At 59.5% G+C, this 25,356-nt stretch carries 25 protein-coding genes; 17 read left to right on the plus strand and 8 right to left on the minus strand.

What is annotated here, in order from left to right:
* From FY550_RS10480 to FY550_RS10490, 3 genes are all read right to left on the minus strand, one after another.
* Positions 1-654 carry a class I SAM-dependent methyltransferase gene (locus tag FY550_RS10480; protein WP_070977848.1) on the minus strand — a complete coding sequence of 218 codons (654 nt, stop codon included), beginning with the start codon at positions 652-654 and terminating at the stop codon, positions 1-3.
* Positions 655-675: 21 nt separating this feature from the next.
* A complete protein-coding gene (locus tag FY550_RS10485; protein WP_070977849.1) occupies positions 676-1,290 on the minus strand; it encodes a TIGR04211 family SH3 domain-containing protein in 615 nt (204 codons plus the stop codon).
* A 238-nt stretch (positions 1,291-1,528) separates the two neighbouring features.
* On the minus strand, positions 1,529-1,855 hold the full coding sequence (locus tag FY550_RS10490; protein ID WP_070977850.1) for a DUF1820 family protein: 327 nt from the start codon (positions 1,853-1,855) through the stop codon (positions 1,529-1,531).
* A gap of 252 nt (positions 1,856-2,107) precedes the next feature.
* On the opposite strand from FY550_RS10490, the gene miaB reads away from it, so the two are divergent.
* The 7 genes from miaB (at position 2,108) to FY550_RS10525 (ending at position 9,844) form a co-directional block, all read left to right on the plus strand.
* Positions 2,108-3,469: a tRNA (N6-isopentenyl adenosine(37)-C2)-methylthiotransferase MiaB gene (gene miaB, locus FY550_RS10495; RefSeq protein ID WP_070977851.1), complete on the plus strand. Its 1,362-nt coding sequence runs from the start codon at positions 2,108-2,110 to the stop codon at positions 3,467-3,469.
* A gap of 169 nt (positions 3,470-3,638) precedes the next feature.
* Positions 3,639-4,643 (plus strand): PhoH family protein, encoded by a 1,005-nt coding sequence (locus FY550_RS10500; protein WP_070977852.1) that lies wholly within the window; start codon positions 3,639-3,641, stop codon positions 4,641-4,643.
* On the plus strand, positions 4,640-5,167 hold the full coding sequence (gene ybeY, locus FY550_RS10505; RefSeq protein ID WP_070977853.1) for an rRNA maturation RNase YbeY: 528 nt from the start codon (positions 4,640-4,642) through the stop codon (positions 5,165-5,167). The genes FY550_RS10500 and ybeY overlap by 4 nt, the downstream gene beginning before the upstream one ends.
* Positions 5,164-6,057, plus strand: a complete 894-nt coding sequence (locus FY550_RS10510) for an HlyC/CorC family transporter (protein ID WP_070977854.1) — start codon at positions 5,164-5,166, stop codon at positions 6,055-6,057. The genes ybeY and FY550_RS10510 overlap by 4 nt, the downstream gene beginning before the upstream one ends.
* A gap of 77 nt (positions 6,058-6,134) precedes the next feature.
* Positions 6,135-7,610 (plus strand): apolipoprotein N-acyltransferase, encoded by a 1,476-nt coding sequence (gene lnt / locus FY550_RS10515; protein WP_070977855.1) that lies wholly within the window; start codon positions 6,135-6,137, stop codon positions 7,608-7,610.
* Entirely contained in the window at positions 7,610-8,350 is a 741-nt protein-coding gene (locus FY550_RS10520; RefSeq protein WP_070977856.1) for a YdcF family protein, read from the plus strand. Before lnt ends, FY550_RS10520 begins: the two co-directional genes overlap by 1 nt.
* Before the next feature lie 135 nt (positions 8,351-8,485).
* Positions 8,486-9,844 (plus strand): MFS transporter, encoded by a 1,359-nt coding sequence (locus tag FY550_RS10525; protein WP_070977857.1) that lies wholly within the window; start codon positions 8,486-8,488, stop codon positions 9,842-9,844.
* A gap of 70 nt (positions 9,845-9,914) precedes the next feature.
* Here FY550_RS10525 and FY550_RS10530 read toward each other — a convergent pair whose 3' ends face one another.
* Positions 9,915-10,472 carry a zinc ribbon-containing protein gene (locus tag FY550_RS10530; protein ID WP_070977858.1) on the minus strand — a complete coding sequence of 186 codons (558 nt, stop codon included), beginning with the start codon at positions 10,470-10,472 and terminating at the stop codon, positions 9,915-9,917.
* Between the two features lie 284 nt (positions 10,473-10,756).
* On the opposite strand from FY550_RS10530, the gene leuS reads away from it, so the two are divergent.
* The 6 genes from leuS to FY550_RS10560 all read left to right on the plus strand — a co-directional run bounded on the left by leuS (position 10,757) and on the right by FY550_RS10560 (position 17,264).
* Positions 10,757-13,336 carry a leucine--tRNA ligase gene (gene leuS / locus FY550_RS10535; RefSeq protein WP_070977859.1) on the plus strand — a complete coding sequence of 860 codons (2,580 nt, stop codon included), beginning with the start codon at positions 10,757-10,759 and terminating at the stop codon, positions 13,334-13,336.
* 31 nt (positions 13,337-13,367) lie between these two features.
* Positions 13,368-13,883, plus strand: coding sequence for an LPS-assembly lipoprotein LptE (locus FY550_RS10540; protein WP_070977860.1), 516 nt, complete (start codon positions 13,368-13,370; stop codon positions 13,881-13,883).
* A gap of 14 nt (positions 13,884-13,897) precedes the next feature.
* Complete coding sequence (gene holA / locus FY550_RS10545) at positions 13,898-14,959, plus strand: DNA polymerase III subunit delta (protein ID WP_070977861.1); 1,062 nt, start codon at positions 13,898-13,900, stop codon at positions 14,957-14,959.
* A gap of 27 nt (positions 14,960-14,986) precedes the next feature.
* Positions 14,987-16,117: a DUF5924 family protein gene (locus FY550_RS10550; RefSeq protein ID WP_070977862.1), complete on the plus strand. Its 1,131-nt coding sequence runs from the start codon at positions 14,987-14,989 to the stop codon at positions 16,115-16,117.
* 93 nt (positions 16,118-16,210) lie between these two features.
* A complete protein-coding gene (gene slyA / locus FY550_RS10555) occupies positions 16,211-16,654 on the plus strand; it encodes a transcriptional regulator SlyA (protein WP_070977863.1) in 444 nt (147 codons plus the stop codon).
* A 151-nt stretch (positions 16,655-16,805) separates the two neighbouring features.
* Entirely contained in the window at positions 16,806-17,264 is a 459-nt protein-coding gene (locus FY550_RS10560) for a universal stress protein (RefSeq protein WP_070977864.1), read from the plus strand.
* A 60-nt stretch (positions 17,265-17,324) separates the two neighbouring features.
* On the opposite strand, the gene FY550_RS10565 is transcribed toward FY550_RS10560, so the two are convergent.
* Positions 17,325-19,271 (minus strand): ATP-binding cassette domain-containing protein, encoded by a 1,947-nt coding sequence (locus FY550_RS10565; protein WP_070977865.1) that lies wholly within the window; start codon positions 19,269-19,271, stop codon positions 17,325-17,327.
* A gap of 155 nt (positions 19,272-19,426) precedes the next feature.
* Here FY550_RS10565 and FY550_RS10570 point away from each other — a divergent pair, with 155 nt between their 5' ends.
* Entirely contained in the window at positions 19,427-20,272 is an 846-nt protein-coding gene (locus FY550_RS10570) for a TatD family hydrolase (RefSeq protein WP_070977866.1), read from the plus strand.
* A complete protein-coding gene (locus tag FY550_RS10575; protein ID WP_070977867.1) occupies positions 20,265-20,831 on the plus strand; it encodes a hypothetical protein in 567 nt (188 codons plus the stop codon). The genes FY550_RS10570 and FY550_RS10575 overlap by 8 nt, the downstream gene beginning before the upstream one ends.
* A 12-nt stretch (positions 20,832-20,843) precedes the next feature.
* On the opposite strand, the gene FY550_RS10580 is transcribed toward FY550_RS10575, so the two are convergent.
* The gene (locus FY550_RS10580; protein ID WP_070977868.1) at positions 20,844-21,413 is read right to left on the minus strand and encodes an elongation factor P hydroxylase; all 570 of its coding nucleotides are present in this window, start codon (positions 21,411-21,413) and stop codon (positions 20,844-20,846) included.
* A gap of 113 nt (positions 21,414-21,526) precedes the next feature.
* On the opposite strand from FY550_RS10580, the gene FY550_RS10585 reads away from it, so the two are divergent.
* Both FY550_RS10585 and FY550_RS10590 read left to right on the plus strand, forming a co-directional pair.
* Entirely contained in the window at positions 21,527-22,966 is a 1,440-nt protein-coding gene (locus tag FY550_RS10585) for an MATE family efflux transporter (protein ID WP_233350199.1), read from the plus strand.
* Between the two features lie 178 nt (positions 22,967-23,144).
* Positions 23,145-23,840 carry a hypothetical protein gene (locus tag FY550_RS10590; protein WP_199287799.1) on the plus strand — a complete coding sequence of 232 codons (696 nt, stop codon included), beginning with the start codon at positions 23,145-23,147 and terminating at the stop codon, positions 23,838-23,840.
* Between the two features lie 51 nt (positions 23,841-23,891).
* Here the strand turns inward: FY550_RS10590 and tusA are convergent, their stop codons facing one another.
* A complete protein-coding gene (tusA, locus tag FY550_RS10595; RefSeq protein ID WP_070977869.1) occupies positions 23,892-24,134 on the minus strand; it encodes a sulfurtransferase TusA in 243 nt (80 codons plus the stop codon).
* A gap of 23 nt (positions 24,135-24,157) precedes the next feature.
* Complete coding sequence (rlmM, locus tag FY550_RS10600; protein ID WP_070977870.1) at positions 24,158-25,243, minus strand: 23S rRNA (cytidine(2498)-2'-O)-methyltransferase RlmM; 1,086 nt, start codon at positions 25,241-25,243, stop codon at positions 24,158-24,160.
* Between the last annotated feature and the right edge of the window lie 113 nt (positions 25,244-25,356).

The raw sequence follows: 25,356 nt of genomic DNA on the forward strand, positions 1-25,356 counted from the left end.
TCAGGTCCCGGCCTGCCCGGGACCTCGCCTGACAAGACGCCACAGGTGCTCGCACATGCCCCGCTCCACATCCTCATCCGAGCGCAGCCATTCGCATCGGAAGTTGGCCTCGAACAGGCGGCGCACCTCATGTTCATCCACGGCATAAGGCGGCCCCTGGGCAGGGCCGCCAGCATGCGTCAGTGCAATCAGTAGACCTGCCGACCCGGGCGGCATCAGCTGAGCCAGATGCAGGGCATAACGCTGTCGGGTTGGCGGGGGGAGCGCTATCAGTGCCGCACGATCGTAAAAGCCCGATAATTCCCCTGCCATGGCCGGACGGAAGCGAAAGAAATCACCCCCATGGAGTGTGATACGGCCCTGTTTCCAGCGCTCGAAATCACCCTCACGGGTGTACTCGACCGGTAGGTCGCCTTCGGCCACAAAGGCTTCCAGCGCCTCGGAGGCCAGTTCCACACCGATCACCTCATGCCCCTGCGCAGCCAGCCAGCGCATATCGGGTGTTTTTCCGCACAGGGGGACCAGTATTCGCGTGCCCTGCGCCAGTCCCAATCCGGCCCAGTACCCGATCAGTCGAGGGTGGGGCTCGGCGAGATGAAAGCCGATTCGCCCTTCCCGCCAGCGCGCCAGCCATTGTTCATGCGGATCGCTCATGCGCTCACCCCTGTCCTGTCATCAGAACCAGCGGTCGCGACGCTTGCGGCGTCGCGGCAGATGCGGCACCAGCAGCCCCAGTACCAGGCCGGCCCCTGCGACACCACCCCCATAGAGAAAATAGCGCATCAACAGATCGTTACGCTCGGTATCGAGCCGGGCTCGGTACTTGCGCATTTCGCTCTGAGCGCTGGTCAACTGTTCATTGAGTGAATCATTGGTCTTTTGCAGTTCGTCGATACGACTCTGACGCGCCTCGAGCGTCGCCTTCATGCTGGCAACCCGGTTCTGCCATTTCGAATTGATGCCATCCAGTTGACCGGTCAGATCTTCAACCTTGCTCTGAAGGGCCGGCAAGCGCTTTTGAACACTCGGCTCGGACTGCAGGTCAGCACTCTTGATCCAGACTTCATCGCCATCGTTACTGCGGATATGACTGTAATCTCCCTGAGTCTCCAGCAGGGTGACCGGATCGCCGGAATTGACTGTTCCCACGATACGGTAGTTATCACTCGGCCCACTGCGTACCCAGGTCGATAGATCATCGCTGACCCAACGATCAGGTGCCGCCTGCACCACGCTTGTGGTGGCACCCAGTAGCAGGCCGAGAAAAATACATCCGAATTGTCGTCGCATGATTGTGTCGCTGTCTGTTGATGAATGGGGGTGCAGATCGCATGTGTACCGCAGAGTGATGAGTCTCCGGCCCCGACATCCTGTTCGGTGCCGCCCCGTTCGCTCCCCGAAGCCTCTTCATCCACACATTCTGTGGATAACTCCGAGGACAACTGTCCTGGAAATGTCATCCGGCCACCGACACGGCCGGCAGTGACACATTTTGTTCAAAATCTGACCGCCGCTACACTACCGTTCGTTACTCACTGCGTGGCGGCCACTGGTTATTACCGGGAAAGGCGGTCACATTACCCTCTGCTTTTGTTGCGCGTGGCGTCCCTTCCCGTTCGACCTCATCAATGCGCACCACGGCATTGATGGGGAGATAACTGCGCGAGACCCCTTCAAAAGCGCGGCGTAACCGCTCGGTGCTCGGGTCTACCACGACCTTTGAAGCATCACCGAAAACGAATCCCTCTATTTCCAGAAATCCCCATAGCTCGCTCTGATAAATATCGCGGGCGTAAAGTTCCCAGAGCTCTCCCTGCTGCAGGAATATCACTCGATATAGCGGGCTGGCTGCCATGGATGCACTCGGTCCGGTTGTTTCGTTTACTGTTTCTGCCATCGGCATGCTCCGCCACGGCAGTGCGATCAGCCCGCGAGTCTAACACAACCGTTTCGGCTGCCCACGAGGCCACAACGCTGGTCGTTACCGACTGTGGTCCGTATAATGCGCACCATTTCCTCGTGACTGATCTCTTCACCGGCCGTGTGCTCAATGCGCCACGGACGTTGACGAGCACGACCGATCACGCACCGATTCAGAGTGGCGGACATGGCGAAGAAACTCTTCATCAAGACTCACGGCTGCCAGATGAACGAGTACGACTCGGCGCGCATGGCCGATCTGCTCGGCGAGTCTCATCAACTGGAGCTCACCGACAACGAGCAGGAGGCCGATGTCATCCTGCTCAATACCTGTTCGATCCGCGAGAAAGCGCAGGAGAAGGTGTTCCATCAGCTCGGCCGCTGGAAACAGCTCAAGGCTGACAATCCCGATCTGGTGATCGGTGTCGGGGGCTGTGTCGCCAGCCAGGAAGGCGAGAATATCCGCAAGCGGGCACCACATGTCGATATAGTCTTCGGCCCGCAGACACTCCATCGCATCCCCGATATGCTCGATGCCCGCCATAGTGGCGGTCGTACCGATCGCATTTCGATGGTCGATGTTACCTTTCCCGAAATCGAAAAATTCGATCGGTTGCCGGCACCCAGCTCCGATGGCGTGACATCCTTTGTCTCGATCATGGAAGGCTGCTCGAAGTACTGCAGCTTCTGCGTGGTGCCCTATACGCGAGGCGAGGAGATTTCCCGACCCTTCGAAAGCGTAATGGATGAGGTCGCGCATCTGGCGGATCAGGGAGTGCGCGAAGTCAACCTGCTGGGGCAGAACGTCAACGCCTATCGCGGTTACAACGAGGAAGGCGAGGAGATTGATCTGGCCGAGTTGATCGCCTGCGTGGCAGCGATCGATGGCATCGATCGCATTCGCTTCACTACTTCTCATCCGGTCGAGTTCACCGACTCTCTGGTGGAAGCCTACGCCGAGATTCCCGAACTGGTCAGCCACCTGCATCTGCCGGTGCAGTCAGGCTCGGATCGCATTCTGAAAGCGATGAAGCGCGGTCACGGCCGAGAGGCGTATATCGAGAAGATGGAGCGCATCCGCGCCAACCGGCCGGATATCAGTTTCTCCTCGGATTTCATCATTGGGTTCCCGGGTGAAACCGAACAGGATTTCCTCGACACCATGGAGCTGATCGAGCGCATCGGTTTCGATCACTCCTTCAGTTTCATCTACTCGAAGCGCCCGGGCACGCCGGCCGCCGAGCTGGAAGACAATACGCCCGAGGCCGTCAAGAAAGAGCGCCTGAAGATCCTGCAGGATCACATCAGCAATAACGCCATGCGCATTTCTCGTCGGATGGTGGGTACCACCCAGCGCATTCTGGTTTCCGGTTTCTCGCCTCGTGATCCAGGTGAACTGTCCGGTCGAACCGAAAACAATCGTGTGGTCAACTTCCGAGCCACCGATCCGCTTGCTCTGATCGGCAGCTTCGTGGATGTGGAAATCACCGAAGCCTACCCCAATTCATTGCGTGGTCGACTTCAGGAAACGCTCCCTGAAAGCGCCTGACTCGATCGCAGCTTTATTATCCTCCGTTCAGCGATGCGCCCGTGCCGGTGATCTCAATGGTCATCGGCGCACCGGATTGCCCAGCAGTGCCTACTGCTGCATTGCGACGCCCGTCCCCGGCGCAGTAAGCTGAGTTCACCATCAGGGCCAACGCAGGAATCAGATTACATTGAGTCAGCATTCCGCCAATGCGCACCGCGTGCTCCAGCTGACCCTGGAGCCCAATGACCCCATGAGGCTGGCCAGTCTCAGCGGTCAACAGGATGAACATCTTCGACTGATCGAGGAACGCCTGGGGGTCACCATCCGCAACCGGGGCAATGCCTTTCAGCTGGCCGGTACCGGTTCCCAGGTCAAGGCCGCCGGCAATATCCTCGAGCATCTGTATCGCGAAACCGAATCAGCCGAGCTCTCGCCCGACATGGTGCACCTCTATCTGCAGGAAGCCGGCATCGAGGCCATTGTCGAAGAGGATACGGCGACGGGCGAATCTGCTGACGGGTCCCTGATCCGGACACCCAAGGTGATGATCAAGCCGCGCGGTGCCAACCAGCAGCGCTATGTCGGCTCGATCCACCAACATGATATCAATTTCGGTATCGGGCCGGCGGGCACGGGCAAGACCTTTCTGGCAGTCGCTGCTGCGGTCGAAGCGCTCAATCAGCAGCAGGTCAGCCGTATCCTGCTGGTCCGCCCTGCGGTGGAAGCCGGTGAAAAACTCGGCTTCCTGCCCGGGGATCTTGCTCAGAAAATCGATCCCTATCTGCGTCCACTCTATGATGCGCTCTACGAAATGCTTGGCTTCGAGCAGGTCAACAAGCTGATCGAGCGTCAGGTCATCGAGATCGCCCCGCTGGCCTACATGCGTGGGCGTACGCTCAATAACGCCTTCGTAATTCTCGACGAGAGTCAGAACACTACGCGTGAACAGATGAAAATGTTCCTGACGCGTATCGGTTTCGGCTCGACTGCCGTGATCACCGGCGATATCACTCAGGTCGATCTGCCCAAGGGCACTCAATCCGGTTTGATCCACGTCCTGCAGGTGCTCCGGGACGTTCCCGGTATCGGCATTTCCCACTTCGACTCGCGTGATGTGGTCCGCCATCCACTGGTGGCCCGAATCATCGAAGCCTATGACGCCTGGGAGAGCGAAGAGGATCGCAGCGCATGAGTGAATCGATCGTCGACTGCCAGATAGCAGTCGATTTCCCCACTCTGCCGACCCAGAACGATCTGGAGCGCTGGACAACAGCTGCGCTTGCGCGAGCCGGTGAGCACTCGCGCCATGAACTGACCATTCGGTTTGTCGATGAATCAGAGAGTCGAACGCTCAATCGCGATTATCGCGCTCGGGACAAATCGACCAACGTACTCTCCTTTCCCTTCGAGGCACCCTCCAATATCGAGCTGCCCCTGCTGGGGGATCTGATCATCTGTGCTGCAGTGGTTGAACGCGAAGCCATCGAGCAGGCCAAGCCACTGATGGATCACTTCGCCCATATGGTGGTCCATGGTACCTTGCATCTGCTGGGACATGACCATATCGAGGACGATGAGGCCGAACGCATGGAGGCTCTCGAACGAGAGGTGCTGGCCTCACTGGGCATTGATGACCCTTACGCGGAGCGCACCGTTTCACCGGATGCCCCGGCCGGGGAAGGCGGGGCTGGCGAGGACGAGAGACCATACGCATGAGCGATGACCGATCGGGAAGCCATAATGGCAGATCCTGGCTGGACCGACTTATCAACGCCTTTGGCGGCGACAGTGATGAACCCAGCAGTCGGGACGAACTGCTGACCTTCCTGCGAGAAGCCGCTACCCGACTGAAGATCGATCAGGATGAGCTCTCGATTATCGAGGGCGCTTTCAATATCGGCACCATGCAGGTGCGCGATATCATGATCCCCCGTTCCCAGGTAGTCGCCATTCGGGCTGATCAACGCCCGGAACAGTGTCTGCCGATCATTCATGAAACCGCCCACTCCCGCTATCCCGTCATTGACGACAGCCTCGACGAGATTCTTGGCGTGTTGCTGGTCAAGGATATGCTGCCTCTGATTCTTCAGAATGAAGCGCAGCGCAGCGCATTCTCGTTGCGTGATGTCCTGCGCCCGGCCGTTTTCGTGCCGGAATCCAAGCGCCTGAACAGCCTCCTCAAGGAATTTCGTGACACCCGCAACCATATGGCGATCGTGGTCGATGAATACGGCGGTACAGCCGGGATTGTCACCATCGAGGACATCCTTGAACAGATCGTGGGTGATATCGAGGACGAACACGATATCGAGGAAGAGGATGACATTCGCGATCTCGGCGATGGCAGCTATGCCGTCAAGGCACTGACACCGATCGAAGATTTCAACGAACGCTTTGGCACCCAATTCTCCGATGACGAGTTTGACACCGTCGGAGGGCTGGTGATGCAGCGTTTCGGGCACCTGCCCGGCCGCAATGAATCTACCGAGCTCGACAACTGGCGTTTCACGGTCATGAACGCCGACAATCGCCGGATTCGCTGGCTACAGGTCAGCCCGCTTGATGGCGCCCTGAATCTGTTGACTCACGACCGCGTCGCCTCCTGATCCTGCCGGAGCACCGATGATGGCCGGCGGCCATTTGCCTGCTGCCGGCCAGCCCTACCCGATTCAAGGAAAACGTCATGATCTCCCTTGTGCAACGCCCCTGGCTGGGCCATCTGGCGGCGCTACTGGCTGGTGCACTGACTACTCTGACCTTTGCTCCCTTCAGCCAGTGGTGGATCGGACTCATCACCATGGCTGTGCTGTTCGGCGTGCTGGGGGGATGCGGGGTACGCCGTGGAGCGCTGCGAGGCTGGTTATTCGGTGTTGGGCTGTTCGGCACCGGCACCTCCTGGGTCTATGTATCGATCCATGATTACGGCTATACCAGTATCCCGGTAGCGCTGCTGCTGACGGGACTGTTTGTCGTGACGCTCGCACTGTTTCAGGCAGCCACCTTTGCCTTGTACCGGCTGATTTCCCCTTCCAGGCTGGATCCGCTGAGCTTTGCCGGCATGTACACTCTGGGTGAAGCCTTTCGCAGCTGGGCCTTTACCGGCTTTCCCTGGCTCTATCTGGGCAGTGCCCACGTTGAGTCACCGCTGGCGAGTCTGGCCCCCCTGGGAGGGGTCTATCTGATCTCACTATTTGTAGCGCTGTCGGGCGCTCTGATCTGGCAACTGGTACTCAAGCGTTGCTGGTGGTGGATACCGGCCCTGGCAGCACTTTGGATGATCCCCATGCTGCTGCCCAGACTGTGGGTCTCTCCCGAAGGCAATCCGATAACCGTTGCACTGGTACAGGGTGATCAGCCCCAGCTCGAGAAATGGACACGGGACGGTCAACGCAATGCAGCCAACACCTATGCCGGGCTGACGCGTCAGATCACGGATGATCCGCGCCTGGTTATCTGGCCGGAGACGGCACTGCCCCTGTTTGCAGATCAGGCCATGCCTTTCCTTGAAAGCGTCCAGGCCACCCTTCCTGCCAACTCCACCCTGGTGACCGGCATCCTGCAACGTAAGCAGGATCGTTACTACAACAGCGTCATGGCGCTGAACCAGCCCGGGGAAGCTTATCGCAAGGCACATCTGGTGCCCTTCGGTGAATATCTGCCACTTTCCGGCCTACTGCGGGGCATTGTCGGTTTTTTCGATCTCCCAATGTCGAACATGTCCGCCGGCGATGCCGCACAACCTCCGTTACAGGTTGGTCCCCTGCGCCTGGGTGTCGCAATCTGCTATGAGATCGTTTATCCGGATCTGGTCCGGCAACGGGCTGAAAACGCCAATGTTTTGCTGACGGTCTCCAATGATGCCTGGTTCGGCCACTCCATCGGTCCGTTGCAGCACATGCAGATGGCACAGCTGCGAGCACTGGAGAACAATCGGTATCTGCTCAGGGGGACCAATAACGGCATGACAGCCATTGTGGGGCCCGATGGTCGTGTCACGGCGCAGGCACCTCGCTTCACGCCCGCCGTACTTGAAGGCAGCATCCGCCCGATCCGCGGAGAAACGCCCTTTACCCATACTGGCAGCTGGCCAACGCTGGTCGGCGCCCTGCTATTGGCAGTAGCCGGTGGAGTCATGACTCGACGCAGGAGTAATGTCTGATGCCTGACTGGATACAGCATCTGGTGCTGCCTCCTGGCGGCTTGCTGGTGATGGGCCTGCTCGGTATTGCCCTGATCCGACGCTGGCCACGCACAGGGCGCAATATAGCGCTGGCTGCCATGGCAGCATTATGGCTGCTCTCCACCAACCGGGTATCCAGCTGGCTGATGCAACCACTGGAAAACAGCGTGCCAGTGGCGACGTCCGAACAATGGACCAATGCTGGTGCCATCGTCGTACTTGGGGGAGGACGTCTGTTCGGCCAGCCCCAGCTGGGCGGGCGTGACGATGTCACGCCAATGGCGCTGCAGCGACTGGCCGATGCAGCGCGTATTCATCGACGCACCGGGCTCCCCATCCTGACTTCCGGTGGCGGTGGCCAACGGGGCACCGATGACCCGCCGGAAGCCGACCTGATGGCGTGGCGGCTACAGCACTCCTTTGGCGTGCCAACCCGCTGGCGTGAAATCCAGAGCCACGATACGGCCCACAACGCCAGGTATAGTGCTCGCATTCTCGGGCAGGCGGGAATCGATACCGTTGTGCTGGTCACCACGGCCTGGCACATGCCGCGCGCGGCGCGCAACTTCCGTCAGCAGGGGTTGAAGGTGTTGGCTGCACCGACCGGTTTTACGGCCAGATCCGGTTATGGCCTGAGCAGTATTGTGCCCAATCCGCGGGCGCTGCGTTACAGTTTCTGGGCGTTGCACGAGTATCTCGGCCTGCTTGCCGGACGCTGAACGGCCAGCACTGGCCGCCCCTGTCACAATTGCATCCCCGCATGTCGCCAGTGACCAGGAGCATGTCGTAACCACGGCATGCTTCGCTGCGACCCAGGGCTAAGGTATGACCTTTCCACCTTCGGAGGAAAGGTCATGGTCTCTGCCGCCAACAATAACAACGGCTCTCCTGACACCACGGTGGCGCCTGCCATCCTGCATCGTGTCATCACCGCCTCGGCTATTGGCAATTTCATCGAGTGGTTCGATTTTGCCATCTACGGCTTTCTGGCGGTGACACTGTCACAGCACTTTTTCCCGCCCGGCGAGCCATCGCTGGCGCTGCTGCAGACCTTCGCCGTCTTTGCCGTTTCCTTTGCCCTGCGGCCACTGGGCGGCGTGGTGTTCGGTATGCTGGGGGACCGCATCGGTCGCAAGCGCGTGCTCTCCCTCACGGTGCTGCTGATGGCCGGAGCCACTACCCTGATCGGGCTGCTGCCCACCTGGCAGAGTGTCGGCATGGCGGCACCCCTGGCATTGGCGCTGGCACGCTGTATTCAGGGCTTTTCGACGGGTGGCGAGTATGCAGGGGCCTGTGCCTTTGTCATGGAGCATGCGCCCCGCAGGCAGCGCGGTCGCTATGGCAGTTTCATTCCGGTATCGACCTTTGCTGCCTTCGCCCTGGCTGCCGTACTGGGGTTTACCATGAATGCCCTGCTCTCCGAAGCCAGCATGCAGCAGTGGGGATGGCGTGTACCCTTTCTGATTGCCGCACCACTGGGGCTGATCGGACTCTACATGCGCCTGAGACTTGATGAATCTCCGGCCTTCAAAGCCCTGCGCCAGCAGGAGGGAGTACCACACGCGCCCCTGAAGGAGACCATCAGGAGCCATGGCGCCGTCATTCTCTGTCTGAGCGCCTTCATCTCGGCCACGGCGCTCTCGTTTTACATGTTCACCACCTATTTTGCGACCTACATGCAGGTTGTCGGTCATGCCTCGGAAACCACCGCCCTGCTCGCCAGTCTGGGGGCGCTGATCTTCGCAGCCCTGCTATGCCCGATCGTGGGTCTTTATGCCGATCGGGTGGGCCGCCGCCGTACTATCATGACAGCCTGCTTCAGTCTGATCATGGCCGTCTTCCCGGCATACTGGCTGGCGGGCAGCGGCAATTTCCTCGAATCGCTGATCGGTGCCGCAATGATAGCCATCGGCGCAGTCATCTGTGGGGTGGTGACCGCCGTGCTGCTTTCAGAGCAGTTTCCAACACGAGTGCGCTATACGGCCTCGGCGCTGTGCTATAACCTGGCCTATACGGTGTTCGGGGGTACCGCTCCGCTGATCGCCACCTGGCTGATCGATGTCAGCGGCAGCAATCTGGCGCCGGCCTGGTATCTGGTCGTGATTGCACTGCTCGCACTGGCGGGTGGCATGCGCCTGCCCGAAACCGCTCACCGGGTTCTGGAGGAGGAGGACGTCGAATCTGATACACCACTGGCACAGGCCGGCATATGAGCCAGCGCCAGACGCGGTAAGTGAAACGGGGAGCGATACGCTCCCCGTTAATGGCGCTTGCGCAGAATACTCAGCGAATCGGCGTGGTATCGCGACGGAACCAGCGATGACCGCAGGCCGGACAGGGTCCCAGACGCTGACGCTGACCCAGGGTGGTCTGCTCGCCACAATGTACGCAGGTCATGCGACCCGGAGCAGCAATTTCTCCCTCGCAATAGTCTGCCTGAGCCGCCTCGAGATCTTCCTCGAACCGTAGCTGATCGATCGGCGTTCGATCGGCAATCGAAAAGAGCCCGTTGCGCAACCGCGCCGACAATACATCGAGATCGATGCCCAGCCAGTCGGCCACGGTACTGCCACCACTGCCCAGATAGCGCCTTAATTCTCCGAGATCACGTGATACCCAGGCGCGCAGCAGAGCCAGTTCATCCCGGGTAAATTCTTCGACATCAGCTTCAAACTGCACTGCTTCATCGAGTTCGCGCTGCAGCCCTTCACGGGAGAGATGATCCGTGCGATCGCTGAAGCGGCCAATGATTCGGTCATAGGCATTGCCAAGGCGGTCATTATCGCGCTGATCGGCATGATCTTCGGAAGAAGACGTCTCATGTTCACGGGAATCGCGCATTTCTACTCTCCTGTCGATGCATCGGCAGTCCGCGACCCGGCTACGGACCTATCTGTCACCGGTTGACTCGGGTATCCTTGGGAACCCGCTGACTCCGGCGGCTGCCATGGCCATTTGATCACCATGTGCAAAGTATGACGGGCGCTCCGGGCTCCGTCCAGGTGGCCCGCGAAAGCGTGTATTCCTGCACGTTTTCGCGGGCGATCTGCAACGAGTCGGCATCTTCAACGGCCGGATGCCCGCCATGGCATCCGGTCCGCACTATCGGATTCTGGATCAGGATGATGGACGCACAGTACTCCCCTTTCGAGATCGAACGCAGTGCCCAGCAATACTGGGAAAAGAACCGCTGTTTCAAGGCCGTCGAGGATGCCAGCCGTGAGAAGTTCTACTGCCTGAGCATGTTCCCCTATCCCAGCGGCAAATTGCACATGGGCCACGTGCGCAATTACACCATTGGTGATGTGATCAGCCGCTTTCAGCGCATGCAGGGCAAAAACGTACTGCAACCGATGGGATGGGATGCCTTCGGGATGCCGGCAGAGAATGCCGCCATCAAGAATCGGGTACCCCCCGGTGACTGGACCTACCAGAATATCGACTACATGCGCTCCCAGCTCAGGGCACTGGGTTTCGCCTATGACTGGGATCGCGAATTTGCCACCTGCGACAGCGATTACTATCGCTGGGAACAGTGGTTCTTCGCCAGGCTGGTGGAAAAGGGGCTGGTTTACAAGAAACTCTCGACCGTGAACTGGGATCCGGTGGATCAGACTGTTCTGGCCAATGAGCAGGTCATTGATGGTCGTGGCTGGCGCTCGGGCGCACTGGTCGAGCGGCGCGAAATTCCGCTTTGGTTCCTGCGTATCACTGATTACGCCGAGGAGCTGCTGGCCGATCTCGAACATCTCGACTGGCCCGAACAGGTCAAGACCATGCAGCGCAACTGGATAGGCAAGTCGCGTGGCGTGGAGCTGACCTTTGATGTCGCCGATGCCCCCGAAGGGGGTGAACATCTCACTGTGTTCACGACCCGTCCGGATACCCTGATGGGGGTCACCTACATGGCAGTGGCCGCCGATCATCCACTGGCCGAAGCAGCCAGTGCCCGGGTAGAAGGCCTGGAAGCGTTCCGTGGCGAATGTCGGCGTGGCATGACCTCCGAGGCCGATATGGCCACCATGGAGAAAAAGGGCATGGATACCGGCTATCGGGCCATCCATCCCCTGACCGGTAATACCATACCGATCTTCGTGGCCAACTTCGTGCTGATGGAGTACGGCACAGGGGCCGTGATGTCGGTTCCCGGCCATGATCAGCGTGACTGGGAGTTTGCGACCCGATATGAGCTGCCGATTCAGCCGGTGATCGCCGATGAGCACGGCAAGGCGCCGGATATCAGCGCCGGTGCCTGGACCGAACATGGCGTATTGATCAATTCCGGCGAATTCAATGGGCTCGATTTCGATGCCGCTTTCGACACCATTGCCGGACGACTGGTTTCAATGGGACGCGGCGAAGTCAAAACCAACTTCCGCCTGCGTGACTGGGGCGTGGCCCGTCAGCGCTACTGGGGAGCGCCCATTCCGGTCAAATATGGCCCGGCCGGTGAAACCGTTCCGCTGACCGATGAAGAACTGCCGGTCGAACTGCCCCGCGAAGTGGAAATCGATGCCACCGGCTCGCCGCTCAAGCGTATGCCCGCCTTTTATGATCTGGGCGACGGCTGGACCCGGGAGACCGACACCTTCGATACCTTCATGGAGTCGAGCTGGTACTACGCCCGTTTCTGCTGCGCCGACAATAACGAGGCCATGCTCGATGAACGTGCCCGTTACTGGTTGCCGGTCGATCTTTATATCGGCGGGATCGAGCACGCCATCCTGCACCTGCTCTACGCTCGGTTCTTCCACAAGCTGATGCGTGATTTCGGGCTGGTCGACTGTGACGAACCCTTTCAGCGCTTGCTCACTCAGGGCATGGTGGTCGCCGATACCTTCTATCGCCCGCTGCCCGCGGGTGGCCGTGACTGGTTCAATCCACAGGAAGTGAGTGTCGAGCGCGATGAGCGTGGGCGCCCTGTCAGCGCTCGGCTCGAAGCAGACGGTGAGCCGGTCGAAATGGGCGGCATCGAAAAGATGTCGAAGTCCAAGAACAACGGGGTCGATCCCCAGGCCATGATCGACCGCTTCGGTGCCGATACGGTGCGCCTGTTCATGATGTTCGCCGCGCCTCCGGAGCAATCGCTGGAATGGTCGGATGCCGGAGTCGAGGGCGCCCACCGCTTTCTGCGACGTTTCTGGAAGCTGGTCGCCGATCATCTGGCCGCAGGGAAACCGGGCACGCTCGATCCTGCAGGTCTGACGGAAACGCAGCGCGATCTGCGACGCAAGGCACACGAAACGCTGGAGAAAGCGACCGACGATGTTGGGCGGCGGATGACATTCAATACCGCTATTGCCGCGGTCATGGAGCTGACCAATGCCCTCGGCCGCTTCGATGATGTCAGTGCCGAGGGACTGTCTGTCGCCCGCGAAGCCATCGAGTTCTGCGTGCTGATCCTGGCACCGATCACACCCCATGCCAGTCATGCGCTATGGCAGGAGCTGGGCCATGATGAGCCGGTCATCGATGCCCGCTGGCCGCGAGTCGATGCTGCAGCGCTCAAGCGCGAAACCCTGGAGCTCGGTGTTCAGGTCAATGGCAAGCTGCGTGCTCGCATTGAAGTGGCTGCCGATGCCGATCGCGATGATATCGAACAGCAGGCACTGGCCACCGAGAATGTGCAGCGCCACCTGGAAGGCGCCACGGTACGCAAGGTCATTGTAGTCCCGGGCAAACTGGTCAATATCGTCGCCGGGTAGTGATTCAATCATCATGGACAAGGAGAGAGGCGTGAACCGACGAAGTCTTCTGGCAGCGCTGGCGGTCGGCGCTCTCACGGCAGGCCTGGCCGGCTGTGGCTTTCAGCTGCGCGGACTCGGCAGCGGTGGCGAGCTCGATCTTCAGCGCATTGCCCTGTCCAGCGCTGAAAGTGGCCCACGGGACCATCTGACCCGAGAAGTCCGCCAGGCCCTGACCGAGGCAGGAGTCACCATCAGTGACCAGGCCCCGCGTCGACTCAATCTGGGCAAGCCGGATCAGCAGGAAACCGAGCTGACCTATGGTGATGCTGGCAATCAGGAACGTCAGGTGACACTGACGCTGCCCTTCTCGGTCCAACGTACTTCGGATAATGCCTATCTGCTCAGTCAGCAGGAAGTCTCGGTGGATGGCACCTACTACACCAGTGAGGATCAGCTGCTGGCACGCGACGAACAGCGCCACCAGCTCGAGCAGCAATTGCGCCGCGAGCTTGCCCAGCGTCTGATCGATCGTCTGCGCGCACTTGATGACAAGGCCACACCCTGAACCGGGGTTGAACCATGCGAGTCTATCCCGACCGTCTTGATGACCAGCTGCGCAAGGGCCTGTCGCCGGTGTATCTCGTTTCCGGCGACGAACCGCTGATTCACATGGAAGCCTGTGATGCGATCCGTCAGAGTGCGCGAGCGGCCGGTATCGAGGAACGGGAAATCCTGCACGTCGAGAACGGCTTCAGCTGGTCCACACTACTGGAAACCAGCAGCAATCTCTCACTGTTTGGAGATCGTCGGCTCGTGGAGCTGCGCCTGGGCAGTCAATCACCCGGTCAGGAAGGCGGACGGGCGATCGAGACCTGGGTACAACGTTCGCAGGACAGCGATGATGTGCTGTTGATCAGCGCTGCCAGGCTGGATCGCAAGGCTCAGCAGAGTCGCTGGTTCAAGGCGCTGGATCGCGCGGGTGTCCACGTGCCGGTCTGGCCGGTGGATCATGACCGTCTGCATTACTGGATCCGTGATCGGGCCGGCCGCCATCAGCTTGACCTGGCACCGGATGCTGCTCGCCTGTTGGCCGATCGCATCGAGGGCAACCTGCTGGCCGCCGATCAGGCACTGATGCGGCTGGCACTGGTCCACCCTGCCGGCACCCGACTTTCTGCGGATGATGTTGCCAGTGGGGTGGAAGATAGCGCCCGTTTCGATGTCTTCACGCTCAACGAGGCCTGTCTGAGGGGCGAGCCGGAACGTGCGGTACGCATTGTCAACGGGTTGCAGGGTGAAGGCGTGGAGCCGCCCGTTATTCTATGGGCTGTCACCCGGGAATTGCGTCTTCTTATCTCGATCCGCCAGCATCTCGATCAGGGCCAGACACTGGAACACGCCTGCAAGTCACAGCGCCCGATGATTCCGGACAAGCGTCGCCCCCACTATCAGCAGGCACTGCAGCGCCTGCCGATCAAGCGACTGCAAAAGCTGCTGCTATTCGCCCAGCGCCTTGATCTGTCGGTCAAGGGTGGTGCCGTGTTGCCGGTCTGGCCGGCAATCACCGATCTGGCGCTAACATTGGCCGGTAGCCGTGGCCCATTGACCGAATGGCCCGATGCCTATCGGGTCGACCCCTGATCCTCTCCAGGACTGTTCATTCTTCACATGCTGACTTCGTTTGCACTGCCACAATGGTTACAAACACTCTGGCAGCGGCTTGCACGCTATCAAAGATTATGGCCACTGATCAGTTTCGGCAGTGGTATTTTCAGTTTCCTGCTGGTCAACCGTCAGCAATCGCTGGGAGCCTGGCTGGCAGTAGCTCTGCTGGCCACCTGGCTGGGCCTGACCATCGAAGCGCTATGGCAGTGGCGCAAACCGGGTAACGCGCGCTCGAAGCTGCCCAGGATGGTGACCACCTTTCTGGCTCAGATGACCCACCAGGAGACACTCTTCTTCTGCCTGCCCTTTTTTCTTGTTACCACTGTCTGGACCAGCCCCCAGGCCCTGTTTACCAGTCTTCTGCTACTGGCCGCATTGATCTCGATTCTCGATCCCTTCTATTTTGCGCTGGCCGAACGTCATCGCTGGCTTTATTTCGCCTTTCATGGCCTCTGCGTGCTGGTCCTGATGCTGGTCTCGCTTCCACTGCTGATCCATTTAACCACCGGTGAAAGCCTGCTGCTGGCGGCACTGGCCATTCCATTGGTCAGTTTGCCCAGTCTCGCCAATCTGTTCCGTCCACGGGGAGTCGCCAGCTGGCTGGCACTGATTGGACTGGCCACACTACTGGGTGCAGGGACCTGGCTGAGTCGTGGATGGATCCCCCCAGCCACCCTATGGATCGATGCCAGCGCCCTGTCGCCCGGCTTCAACGAATCAGCCCGTACACCCCAGGGCCGGATACCACTGACAGCAGAGGCTGTTCGCAATCACGGCCTGTACGCTTATACCGCCATTCATGCCCCTCGCGGGCTCAATGAGCGCATCTTTCATGTCTGGCGCCACAATGGCGAGGTAGTCGATCGCATTGCCCTGACCATTCGCGGCGTACCGGGCCACGGTTATCGTGCCTGGTCGCACAAGCAGAATTTCGGTCGCGACATCACTGGACGCTGGCGTATCGACGTGGTGACCGATGCCGGCCAACAGATCGGCGTGATCCGCTTTCAAGTGGGCCACGACCGCGCCAGGGTTGAACAGGCAGATGGCCATCTTCGCCGTACGGCCGGTATTGGCTGGCTGCATCCGGCCGGTATCGAAAGCCGTCGTGACGTGTCCGAAAAGAGCCAATAAAGCAATTTCCTGTATGGATCGGTACTGTTGACTTGCAAGATCGCCGTCTGATTCGTGACAATTGGGTTCCTATCATCAACCAGCCGACCCCTGATGCACGAATCCCTCTGCCTTAAACTTTCGCGGGTCCCTCGCGTATGGCGAGCCATCATCGATCAGCGCCTGGCCCCGCTCGGCATGACCCAGACTCGCTGGGTTACGCTGTATCACCTGCGTCGTCATGGCGATGGCCAGGCCCAGTGTGATCTGGCACGGACCATTGGGGTGGAAGCGCCGTCATTGGTGCGCACACTGGATCAGCTCTCCCAGCAGGGCCTGATCGAGCGTCGCTCCTGTGATGAGGATCGACGCACCAAACTGGTCTATCTGACCGAACAGGCTACCCCCCTACTGGAACGTATTGAAGTCGTTGTCAATGAAGCACGTACCGCCATGCTTCGGGATATTACCGACGAGGAGCAAACGCAGCTCGAGGCGTTACTCGATCGGATCGAACAGAACGGTCAGCAACTGCTGTCGCGTCCCTGCGACACCTGATGTCCGATTCGCGGTCATGCGCTGGTGACGTATTGCCGCATTGCTGTATGGTCTGATCCATCCGATACTCGCGTTGCGACCCACTCGGGTGTCGCAATCGTATTCAGGGCCGAGCCTGGCCCAATGGATGGACAGCAAGGGGGAAATAGCGATGAGTCAGGATTATCACCACATTCTGGTGGCCGTGGACCTGACCCCGGATTCGAAACGGGTATTGGAACGCGCCCTCCCGGTCGCCCGACGCAACGATAATGCCAAAATATCCATCATTCATACGCTGGAGCCGCTGGGTTTCGCCTACGGCGGCGACATCCCGATGGATCTCACCAGCATCCAGGATCAGTTGGATGAACATGCCCGCGAACGACTCGCTGAGGTGGCAGATCCCTACGATATTCCGCGCGAAAACCAGCATGTCGTAGTCGGCATGCCGGATGCGGAGATTCATCGTTTTGCCAAGGCCAATGATGTCGATCTGATCGTGGTAGGCTCACATGGCCGCACAGGCTTTGCCCTGCTGCTGGGCTCCACTTCGACGGGGGTACTGCATGGTGCCTGCTGCGACGTGCTGGCCGTACGGGTCGGTGCTGAAGGGGAAGCGGCAGAGTAAATACCCGGTCCTTTAACCGATATGCGCCCCGGCCCTCATGTCGGGGCGCAATCATCTGGATCAGGACTCCTCGCGCTGAGCCTCAAGTGTCATCCAGCGTTCCATTGCGGCATCCAGCTCGCCCTGCTTCTCGGACAATACTGCCAGGCGGGCAGTAATCACGTCGCTCTCCTGCTGATAAAAGGCAGGCTCTCCTACCTCTCTTTCCAGTTCGGCCACCTCGCGCTCCAGCTGTTCAATGGTCGCTGGCAATTGATCCAGTTCACGTTGCAGCTTGTAGGAGAGCTTGCCGGAGCTGCCCCGCTTCCGACTGGTTGTTGATGATGCGTGCGAACCGGCTGCATGAGCCGTGTCCTGTTCCTGTGTCGGTTGCGAGGTGGCTTCAGTGGTTGTACCACGACGATCGAGTTCACCCGGTGCCGGTGGCAGGCGGCCACCCTGGCGGACCCAGTCGCTGTAACCACCGACATAATCACGCACCTGCCCCTCACCTTCGAAAGCCAGCACGCTGGTCACCACGTTGTCCATGAAATCACGATCGTGGCTGACCAGTAGCAGAGTGCCTTCGAACTGCAGCAGCAGCTCCTCCAACAGTTCCAGGGTTTCCACATCAAGATCGTTGGTAGGTTCGTCCATCACCAGCACGTTGGCCGGCTGAGTAAACAACCTGGCCAGCAGCAGCCGGTTGGCTTCACCACCGGACAGTGCTCGCACCGGCTGACGTGCCCGCTGCGGAGAGAACAGGAAATCCTGCAGGTATCCCATTACATGGCGATCCCGCCCCCCCACTGTGACATGATCCCGTCCACCGGCCACGTTATCGAGCACGCTGGCATCCATATCGAGTCCGGCGCGCAACTGATCAAAATAGGCGACCTGCAGGTTGGTGCCCATACGCACCCGCCCTTCGGTGGGCTCGAGCTCACCGAGCAGAATCTTCAGCAGGGTGGTCTTGCCGGCGCCGTTACGTCCGATCAGGCCAATTCGATCACCCCGCTGAATCTCGAGCGACAGATCACGTATTACCCAGTCATCGCCGAATTGCTGACTGACCCCCTCAAGCTCGACGACTCGCTGACCGGAGCGCTCACCGCTGTCGAGCTGCATACGTGCACGTCCCTGTCTTTCGCGACGTTCACTGCGCTCGCTGCGCATTTGCTGCAGGGCACGTACACGCCCTTCATTACGCGTGCGCCGCGCCTTGATGCCCTGGCGAATCCAGCGCTCTTCGGCCGCCAGCTTCTTGTCGAACTCCTCGCGCTCGCGTGCCTCGATCTCGAGTTCGTGATCCTTTTGTTCCTGATACCGATCATAGTTGCCCGGATAACGACCCAGTCGTCCCCGATCCAGCTCCAGAATGCTGGTGGCCAGTCGCTTCAAAAACGCCCGATCGTGAGTAATGAACAGCACCGCACCGCTAAACTGCAGCAACTGTTCTTCAAGCCACATGATGGTATCGAGGTCGAGATGGTTGGTCGGTTCGTCCAGCAGCAGTACATCAGGGTCGGCCACCAACGCACGCGCCAGTGCCACACGACGCCGCCAACCGCCGGAAAGCCCTTCCATCGACATGTCAGCCGGTAATCCGAGCCGAGTCAGCACCGTATCGATGCGCTGGTGATACGACCAGCCATCCATGGCTTCGAGCTCCGACTGCAGCGCTGCCAGCCGGTTCATGTCGGGTTCGTTCGATTCGATCAGACGCTGATATTCTGCCAGCAGGCGACCGGTTTCCGGCAGTCCTTCGGCGACAACATCAAAGATATGTCGACCCTCGGCATCAGGCAGCGCCTGTTCAAGCGTGCCGACACGCAATCCCGGCATGCGCCAGATGCTGCCTCCGTCCGGCTGGGTCGTGCCGGCAATCAGCGACAGCAGTGTTGATTTGCCGGTACCGTTGCGTCCGACCAGCGCCAGTCGCTCGCCACGTTCCAGAGTGAGATCGGCACCATCCAGCAGGACCTGCGTGCCATAGGCGAGTTGCAGGCCTTCCAGTTTCAGCAGCATGCGTTACGTCCACGGTCACAGTAATATGGGCAACCCATTGTAGCGTATTGCCCGATCGGATTGGCGGCATCCTGCAGCTGACACTTTTCGATCGATCAGCCAGGCTGCACGCCATCACCCAGAGAAGAGTTGCCATTCATCCAATGGAAAAGTCCATGCTGCCCGACGCCCTGCAATTCACTTCCCCGGCGCCGCTGGTCGATATTGGCGCCAACCTGACCCATGAAAGCTTTGAAGCCGATCTGGAGGACGTCCTCACCCGCGCTCGGCAAGCCAATGTCACGACGCTGATCCTGACCGGCACCGACCGCGAGCACATCCAGGCCGCGTTAACGCTATGCGAACACGAGCATGACGGGGTCGAACTGTATACCACGGCCGGTGTGCATCCCCATCATGCCGATCAGTGGGACGCCAGCATGGCTGAATATGTACGTCAGGTACTGGCTCAGCCGAGTACGGTGGCTGCCGGCGAGTGTGGACTCGACTATCATCGGGATCTGATGCCGCGCAGCGTGCAGCGTCGTACCTTCGAAGCGCAGCTCGAGCTGGCAGCTGAAAGTGGTCAACCCCTGTTTCTGCATGAGCGTGAGGCCGGTCATGACATGCTCGAGATGCTCAGGTACTGGCGTGATGATATCACCAGGGCCGTCGTACACTGTTTTACCGGTGAACGCGCCACGCTGCATGGTTACCTGGATCTTGATCTGCATATTGGCCAGACAGGCTGGCTGTGTGACGAGCGCCGGGGGCAGCATCTGCGTGAAGCAGTCAACGATATTCCACTGAACCGGCTGATGGTCGAAACCGACTGCCCCTATTTGCTCCCGCGTAATCTGCCGGCCAAACTCAAGGGACGACGCCACGAACCGGCGCTACTGCCCTGGATTGTGCGCGAAATTGCCGCCTGCCGCGGCATGGAAGAAGCGGAGCTGGCAAGCGCCACCACGAAGACGGCACGACGTTTCTTTGGTCTCGATGAGGTTATCCCCCATGGATGATACTGCCCTGAACGCCGATACCGGCGCCCCCGATATTGATCTCCCCGGCTTTCTGGCGATCGAGGCCGGCGACGGCGAGCTGCCGGTGGCCATCGCCTGGTCACTACCGGATGGCCGCATCAAGCAAACCCTGATTCAGCCTGATCCGGGCTGGCTCGAGGATGACAGCGTCAGTTTCGGTGACTACAGCGAAGAGCAGCTCAACACACTTGGCCTGACCACCGTGGAGGTCATCCGGGAACTTGAAGCGGACTACCATGGCGCCACGCTGCACACCCCCGGCGTCGTCGACGAGCAGGCCATCCTTTCCAGCTTGTTCGCCAGCTGCGGGGTCGAGCCATTCGTCGAACTGATGCCCGCTGAACAGCTCTACGAGGAGCTGCCTGGGGATGAGTGGCGCGAGCAGCGGGGCGAACTCTTCAATGAACTGGGGCTGGAACCGCTGCGTGCCGAAGATGAACTGCAGGTCATGCTGACCCTGCACATGCGTTTTCAGGACGAAAATGACAGCGGCGCCCTGCCCGGTGCCGGCTTTGGGCCGGATGCAGACGAGGAGTAGCGCCGGACAGGACTAACGCTGGCTGTCGAGCCAGTACCCGGCGTCACGCGCTGCCTCCCGGGGCGGCGTGTCCTTGCGAAAGCAGGCCGTCAGCGCCCGATGGAAGGCGGCGGCACGCAATGGCAGGCCCTCGCGGCTGTAGCGCTCGGCGCGCGCTTTTACCTGTTCGGCGAACGCTGCTCGATCCACCTCGGCACTGCCATCAAGATTATCCACGCTGACATTGAAACGTCGCTTACTGGCCTCACAAAACAGGCTTTCAAGTGCCTGCGGCGCCACCTCTGCCTGCTCGAAAGCCTGCTGGGCGGCCTGATCGCGTCCATCCGGAAGATACCAGTAACCGTAATCCTCCAGCTGACGCCGGCGGGAGCCGGCTATGCACCAGTGACTGACCTCATGCAAGGCACTGGCAAAAAAGCCGTGGGCAAAGATGATCTCGGCCACCCTGTCGCCTGAGGGCGGGCGATAAAGTGGTTCTTCATCGCCACAGAGCAGTCGGGTGTGATAGCGCGCTTCGAATAATGTATTGAACAGCACCATGAGCTGCTCGGCTTCCGGTTCGGGCAGTATGGTGGTAGTCATCGTCTCGGACGTCGGGGAGCTGTTACTGAAGTGATTCATGCGGCGTTCGATGGTCTCGGTAGACAGGCTGCGCTCTGCTAGACTCTGCGTCCCCACTTTGCCGGGAAAGCGTCGTGTCCTCATCTTCACTGATTCAGCGCAGCCGTGTCGAGAGCGGCCAGCTTTCCAGACTTGCCCTGCCGATTCTCGGGGCTCAGCTGGCCCAGGCCGGCATGAGTACAGTAGATGTCCTGATGGCGGGTCAGGCCAGCGCTACCGACCTGGCGGCCGTCTCGGTAGGCGCCAGTCTATGGGTCCCGCTGATGCTGTTCATGACCGGGACCCTGATGGGCCTGACCCCTATCGTGGCACAACATCTGGGAGCCACCCGTCACGGTGCCATTCGTCCCGCTGTCCATCAGGCTCTGTGGGTCGCTCTGACACTCGGGCTGATGAGCGCCACGCTACTTTATCTTCTGGCTGAGCCGATTTTCGAATTCATGGCCGTCCCCGTCGAAGTTTCCGGCCTCTCTACAAGCTATCTCCATGCGGTAGCGCCCGGTCTGCTCGGCATGGCGCTGTATCAGACCCTGCGCGCCTTTTCCGATGGCATGAATCACACTCGCCCTGCACTACTGATCAGTCTGGTCGGCCTGCTGGTCAACATTCCCTGTAATTATCTGCTGATTCATGGCGGTGAAGGCGCAACAGCCCTGCTTGGTTCAGCAACACCGGGATGGCTGCAGGCATTGCCGGCACTGGGAGCCATCGGCTGCGGTGTGGCGACTTCCATTGCGATGTGGGTCATGTGTCTGACCATGATGTGGTACACCCACCGCGCCCGGATCTTTCATTCCGTAGCCTTGTGGCGTACACCTGCGTGGCCGAAATCGGACAGGATCCGGGAATTATTGCGGGTTGGCCTGCCAATTGGCGTCGCTATTTTTACCGAGGTCACCCTGTTCACGCTGATCGCCCTGTTCGTCGCCGGCTTCGGCAGTATCGTAGTCGCTGCCCATCAGATTGCCCTGAACTTCACGTCGCTTTTATTCATGGTCCCGCTATCTCTGGGCATGGCACTGACCGTAAGAGTCGGAAATGCTGTCGGACGCGAGGCGCCAGAACAGGCGCGCTTTGTCGCTTTCAATGGTGTGGGTTGTGCACTGTTGGCGGCTCTGCTGATTGATCTCGTTCTACTGTGGGGCGGCCCCGCGGTGGTGGCACTCTACAGTGACAATACCGAAGTGCGTGCGCTGGCAGGCCAGCTGGTTCTGCTGGCCACCCTCTATCAATTCTCCGATGCACTTCAGGTCAGCATGGCCGGTGCTCTACGAGGCTACAAGGACACCCGTATCATCATGGGCATCACCCTGTTCGCCTACTGGGTGGTAGGCCTCGGTGGCGGTCATCTGCTGGGCCGGGGCTGGGCCGGCCACTTCAGCGGGCTGGGCGTCTATGGCTACTGGCTGGGCCTGATTGCAGGTCTCAGTGTCGCGGCCCTCCTGCTGGGCTGGCGTCTATGGCATACCTCGCGACGGGCCATTATCAGGCTGAGCGAGGCGCAGAGCGCATGAATAACGAATACAACACGGGCATAAAGGCGCTTAACTTTTCGGTCGACGCTGTGCTAATAGTGCAGATGTGGGTTGCCTGAATCCCGGACTGTTGCTTCAGCCTGCGATGAGCGGTGAAGAGGCAGGCGTCCGGTCGAGGTGGTCATCACAACTCCGACAGTCGACAAGGAGGCTTCTCATGAGCCAGGTAATGTCCTCTTCGCGGCCGGCCATCATTATTGACATGGCAGCCATGCGCGAACGCCTGCGAGCCTCTCGACGCATCGTGCGCCTGGCGCCCGAGCTGGATGGGCTGGAAATGCTCTATCGGCTCTCTACCGATGAGGAAGCCCTCTACGCCATGCCGGTGCTGGCCTGGGCTATACGGGGCAATGGGGAAGTGGTGGGCATGGTACCGTGGCTGAACACGTTACGTCCCTGTCATGAGCTCGACGATCCCGAGCATGGCTGCTTTGTCGGCTACCGTGATCCGGAAACGGAAGAGCTGCTGGACTCCCCTCCGACTCACAAGCTTCAGGAGCTGGAACACGCAGCTGCCTACTTCGATTATGAGCCATGTGAAGAGGGCATTGCGCTGCAGCTGCTACCCGATACACAAGGCACGCACGCGCTGTGTTACGAAGAGGACGAGGGGCCGTGGCAACTCAAGCAGGTGCATGGTTGGCAGCTCAGAAGCGATGGACGTATCGAGGCACTGCTGCTCGATGAGTCATTACCGATTCAGACGCCCGTGCTGCCGGGAGATGATTGCCTCTATGCTGCCGAAGAGCGACATCGCACCGTATATTTCTTTCAGCGCGCCATCGCCAATCGTATTCGGGAGCAGGATCCGGAAACACTTGAAGCACTCGCCATGATGGTCGAAATTGCCTGAAGCAGAACCATACCAACTGTTCGAGCGGGTCTGACAGACTCGCTCGACCTGCTATTCGGCCAGGCGGATGTAATAACGGTACTGCGTCTCTTCATCGGCACGATGAATCAGTTCATGACCGAGGAAGCTGCAGAATTTTGGAATATCCCGCGTAGTCGCCGGATCCGTAGCCAGTACTTCAAGAATCTGACCAGGACTCATGTCCCGAACCTTGTTATGCATCATCATGATTGGCTCGGGACAGTAAAGACCACAGGTATCCAGGGTGGCATCGTATACTGGTTGCTCACTCATCGGGTTCTCCGTAACGTTCCGGATCATGACTGCTGCGCTGAATCAGGCTCCACCAGTACCGTGACCTCTTCTCGATCATGGTACAAATGGCGACACCGAATCATGGCCTGAATCCTGTTTTCCTGCAGACGCTGTTCCAACAGATCAAGCGCCTCCCGTACATGCGGCCAACGCTGCTTCATCGGCAGTTTCAGATTGAATACGGCCCACTGACACCAGCCTGCGATCAGCCAGTCTCCCATCAGAACCGCGACCCGGGAAGGTTGCTCCACAATATCACAGACCAGCCACTCCACGGGGTGCGGCGGCTGCCAGTGAAAGGCATCCTCGCGCAAATGCTCGATCTGACCGGTGGTTAACAGTGCGTTATCCATGGGGCCATTATCGATGGCATAAACCGACATGCCACGCTGCACCAGCTGCCAGCTCCATCCCCCCGGCGCCGCCCCGAGATCGACTGCCCAGCAGTGCTCACCAAGCACCTCTGACCAACGCTCTGGCGCAATGAAGGTATGCCATGCCTCTTCCAGCTTGAGCGTCGAGCGACTGGGTGCACCGGCCGGGAATCTGAGATGACGGATACCACCGGGGTGGTCACTTCGATTACCGGGAAAGCTCAGCGCGATCTGAACCTCGTTACCTTCAGTCCAGCACAGATGCAACCAGCGCTTGCCTGCCCTGCGCCGCAATGCCCCGCGTTTTTTCAACACGCTTTCCAGTGGTTTCTGCAATGAGCGCATCAAACCACTCAATGCTCTCGCTTCATTGGTATCGGGAGTTTCCTGGAGCAGCCGTTCGAAACTCCAGCCACTGGCCACTACATACTCCACGATCGCGGTAATGCGATCCTCACGTGACAGCTGCTCAAGCGGCGCCAACGCCAACAGTGACTGTCGGGCAAACACCAGCCGGACAAGCGGAATGGCACGCTGCACCTCATTGAGTTGCTCTTGGCCTGTATGACACCAACGCACCAAACCACTGTCCGAGCGAGCAATGGGATAACCGCTATATCCCCTGGCAGCCAGCTTTTCACTCAGCTCTGAAGCCAGATCCTGCTCGAAACCAATACGACAATAAAAGAGTAATTCGCTGGCAATAGTGCTCATTCAGCGCTCATATGGGTAGAGAACCTGTTACGGATCATCGCTTGTCCAACGAAATTTCGGAAGGCTTTCCATGTCTGGCCAGTATGAACCTTCTCTTATTGCGAGAAAGAGAA

The sequence above is a fragment of the Kushneria phosphatilytica genome, assembly GCF_008247605.1.
Lineage (GTDB): Bacteria > Pseudomonadota > Gammaproteobacteria > Pseudomonadales > Halomonadaceae > Kushneria > Kushneria phosphatilytica.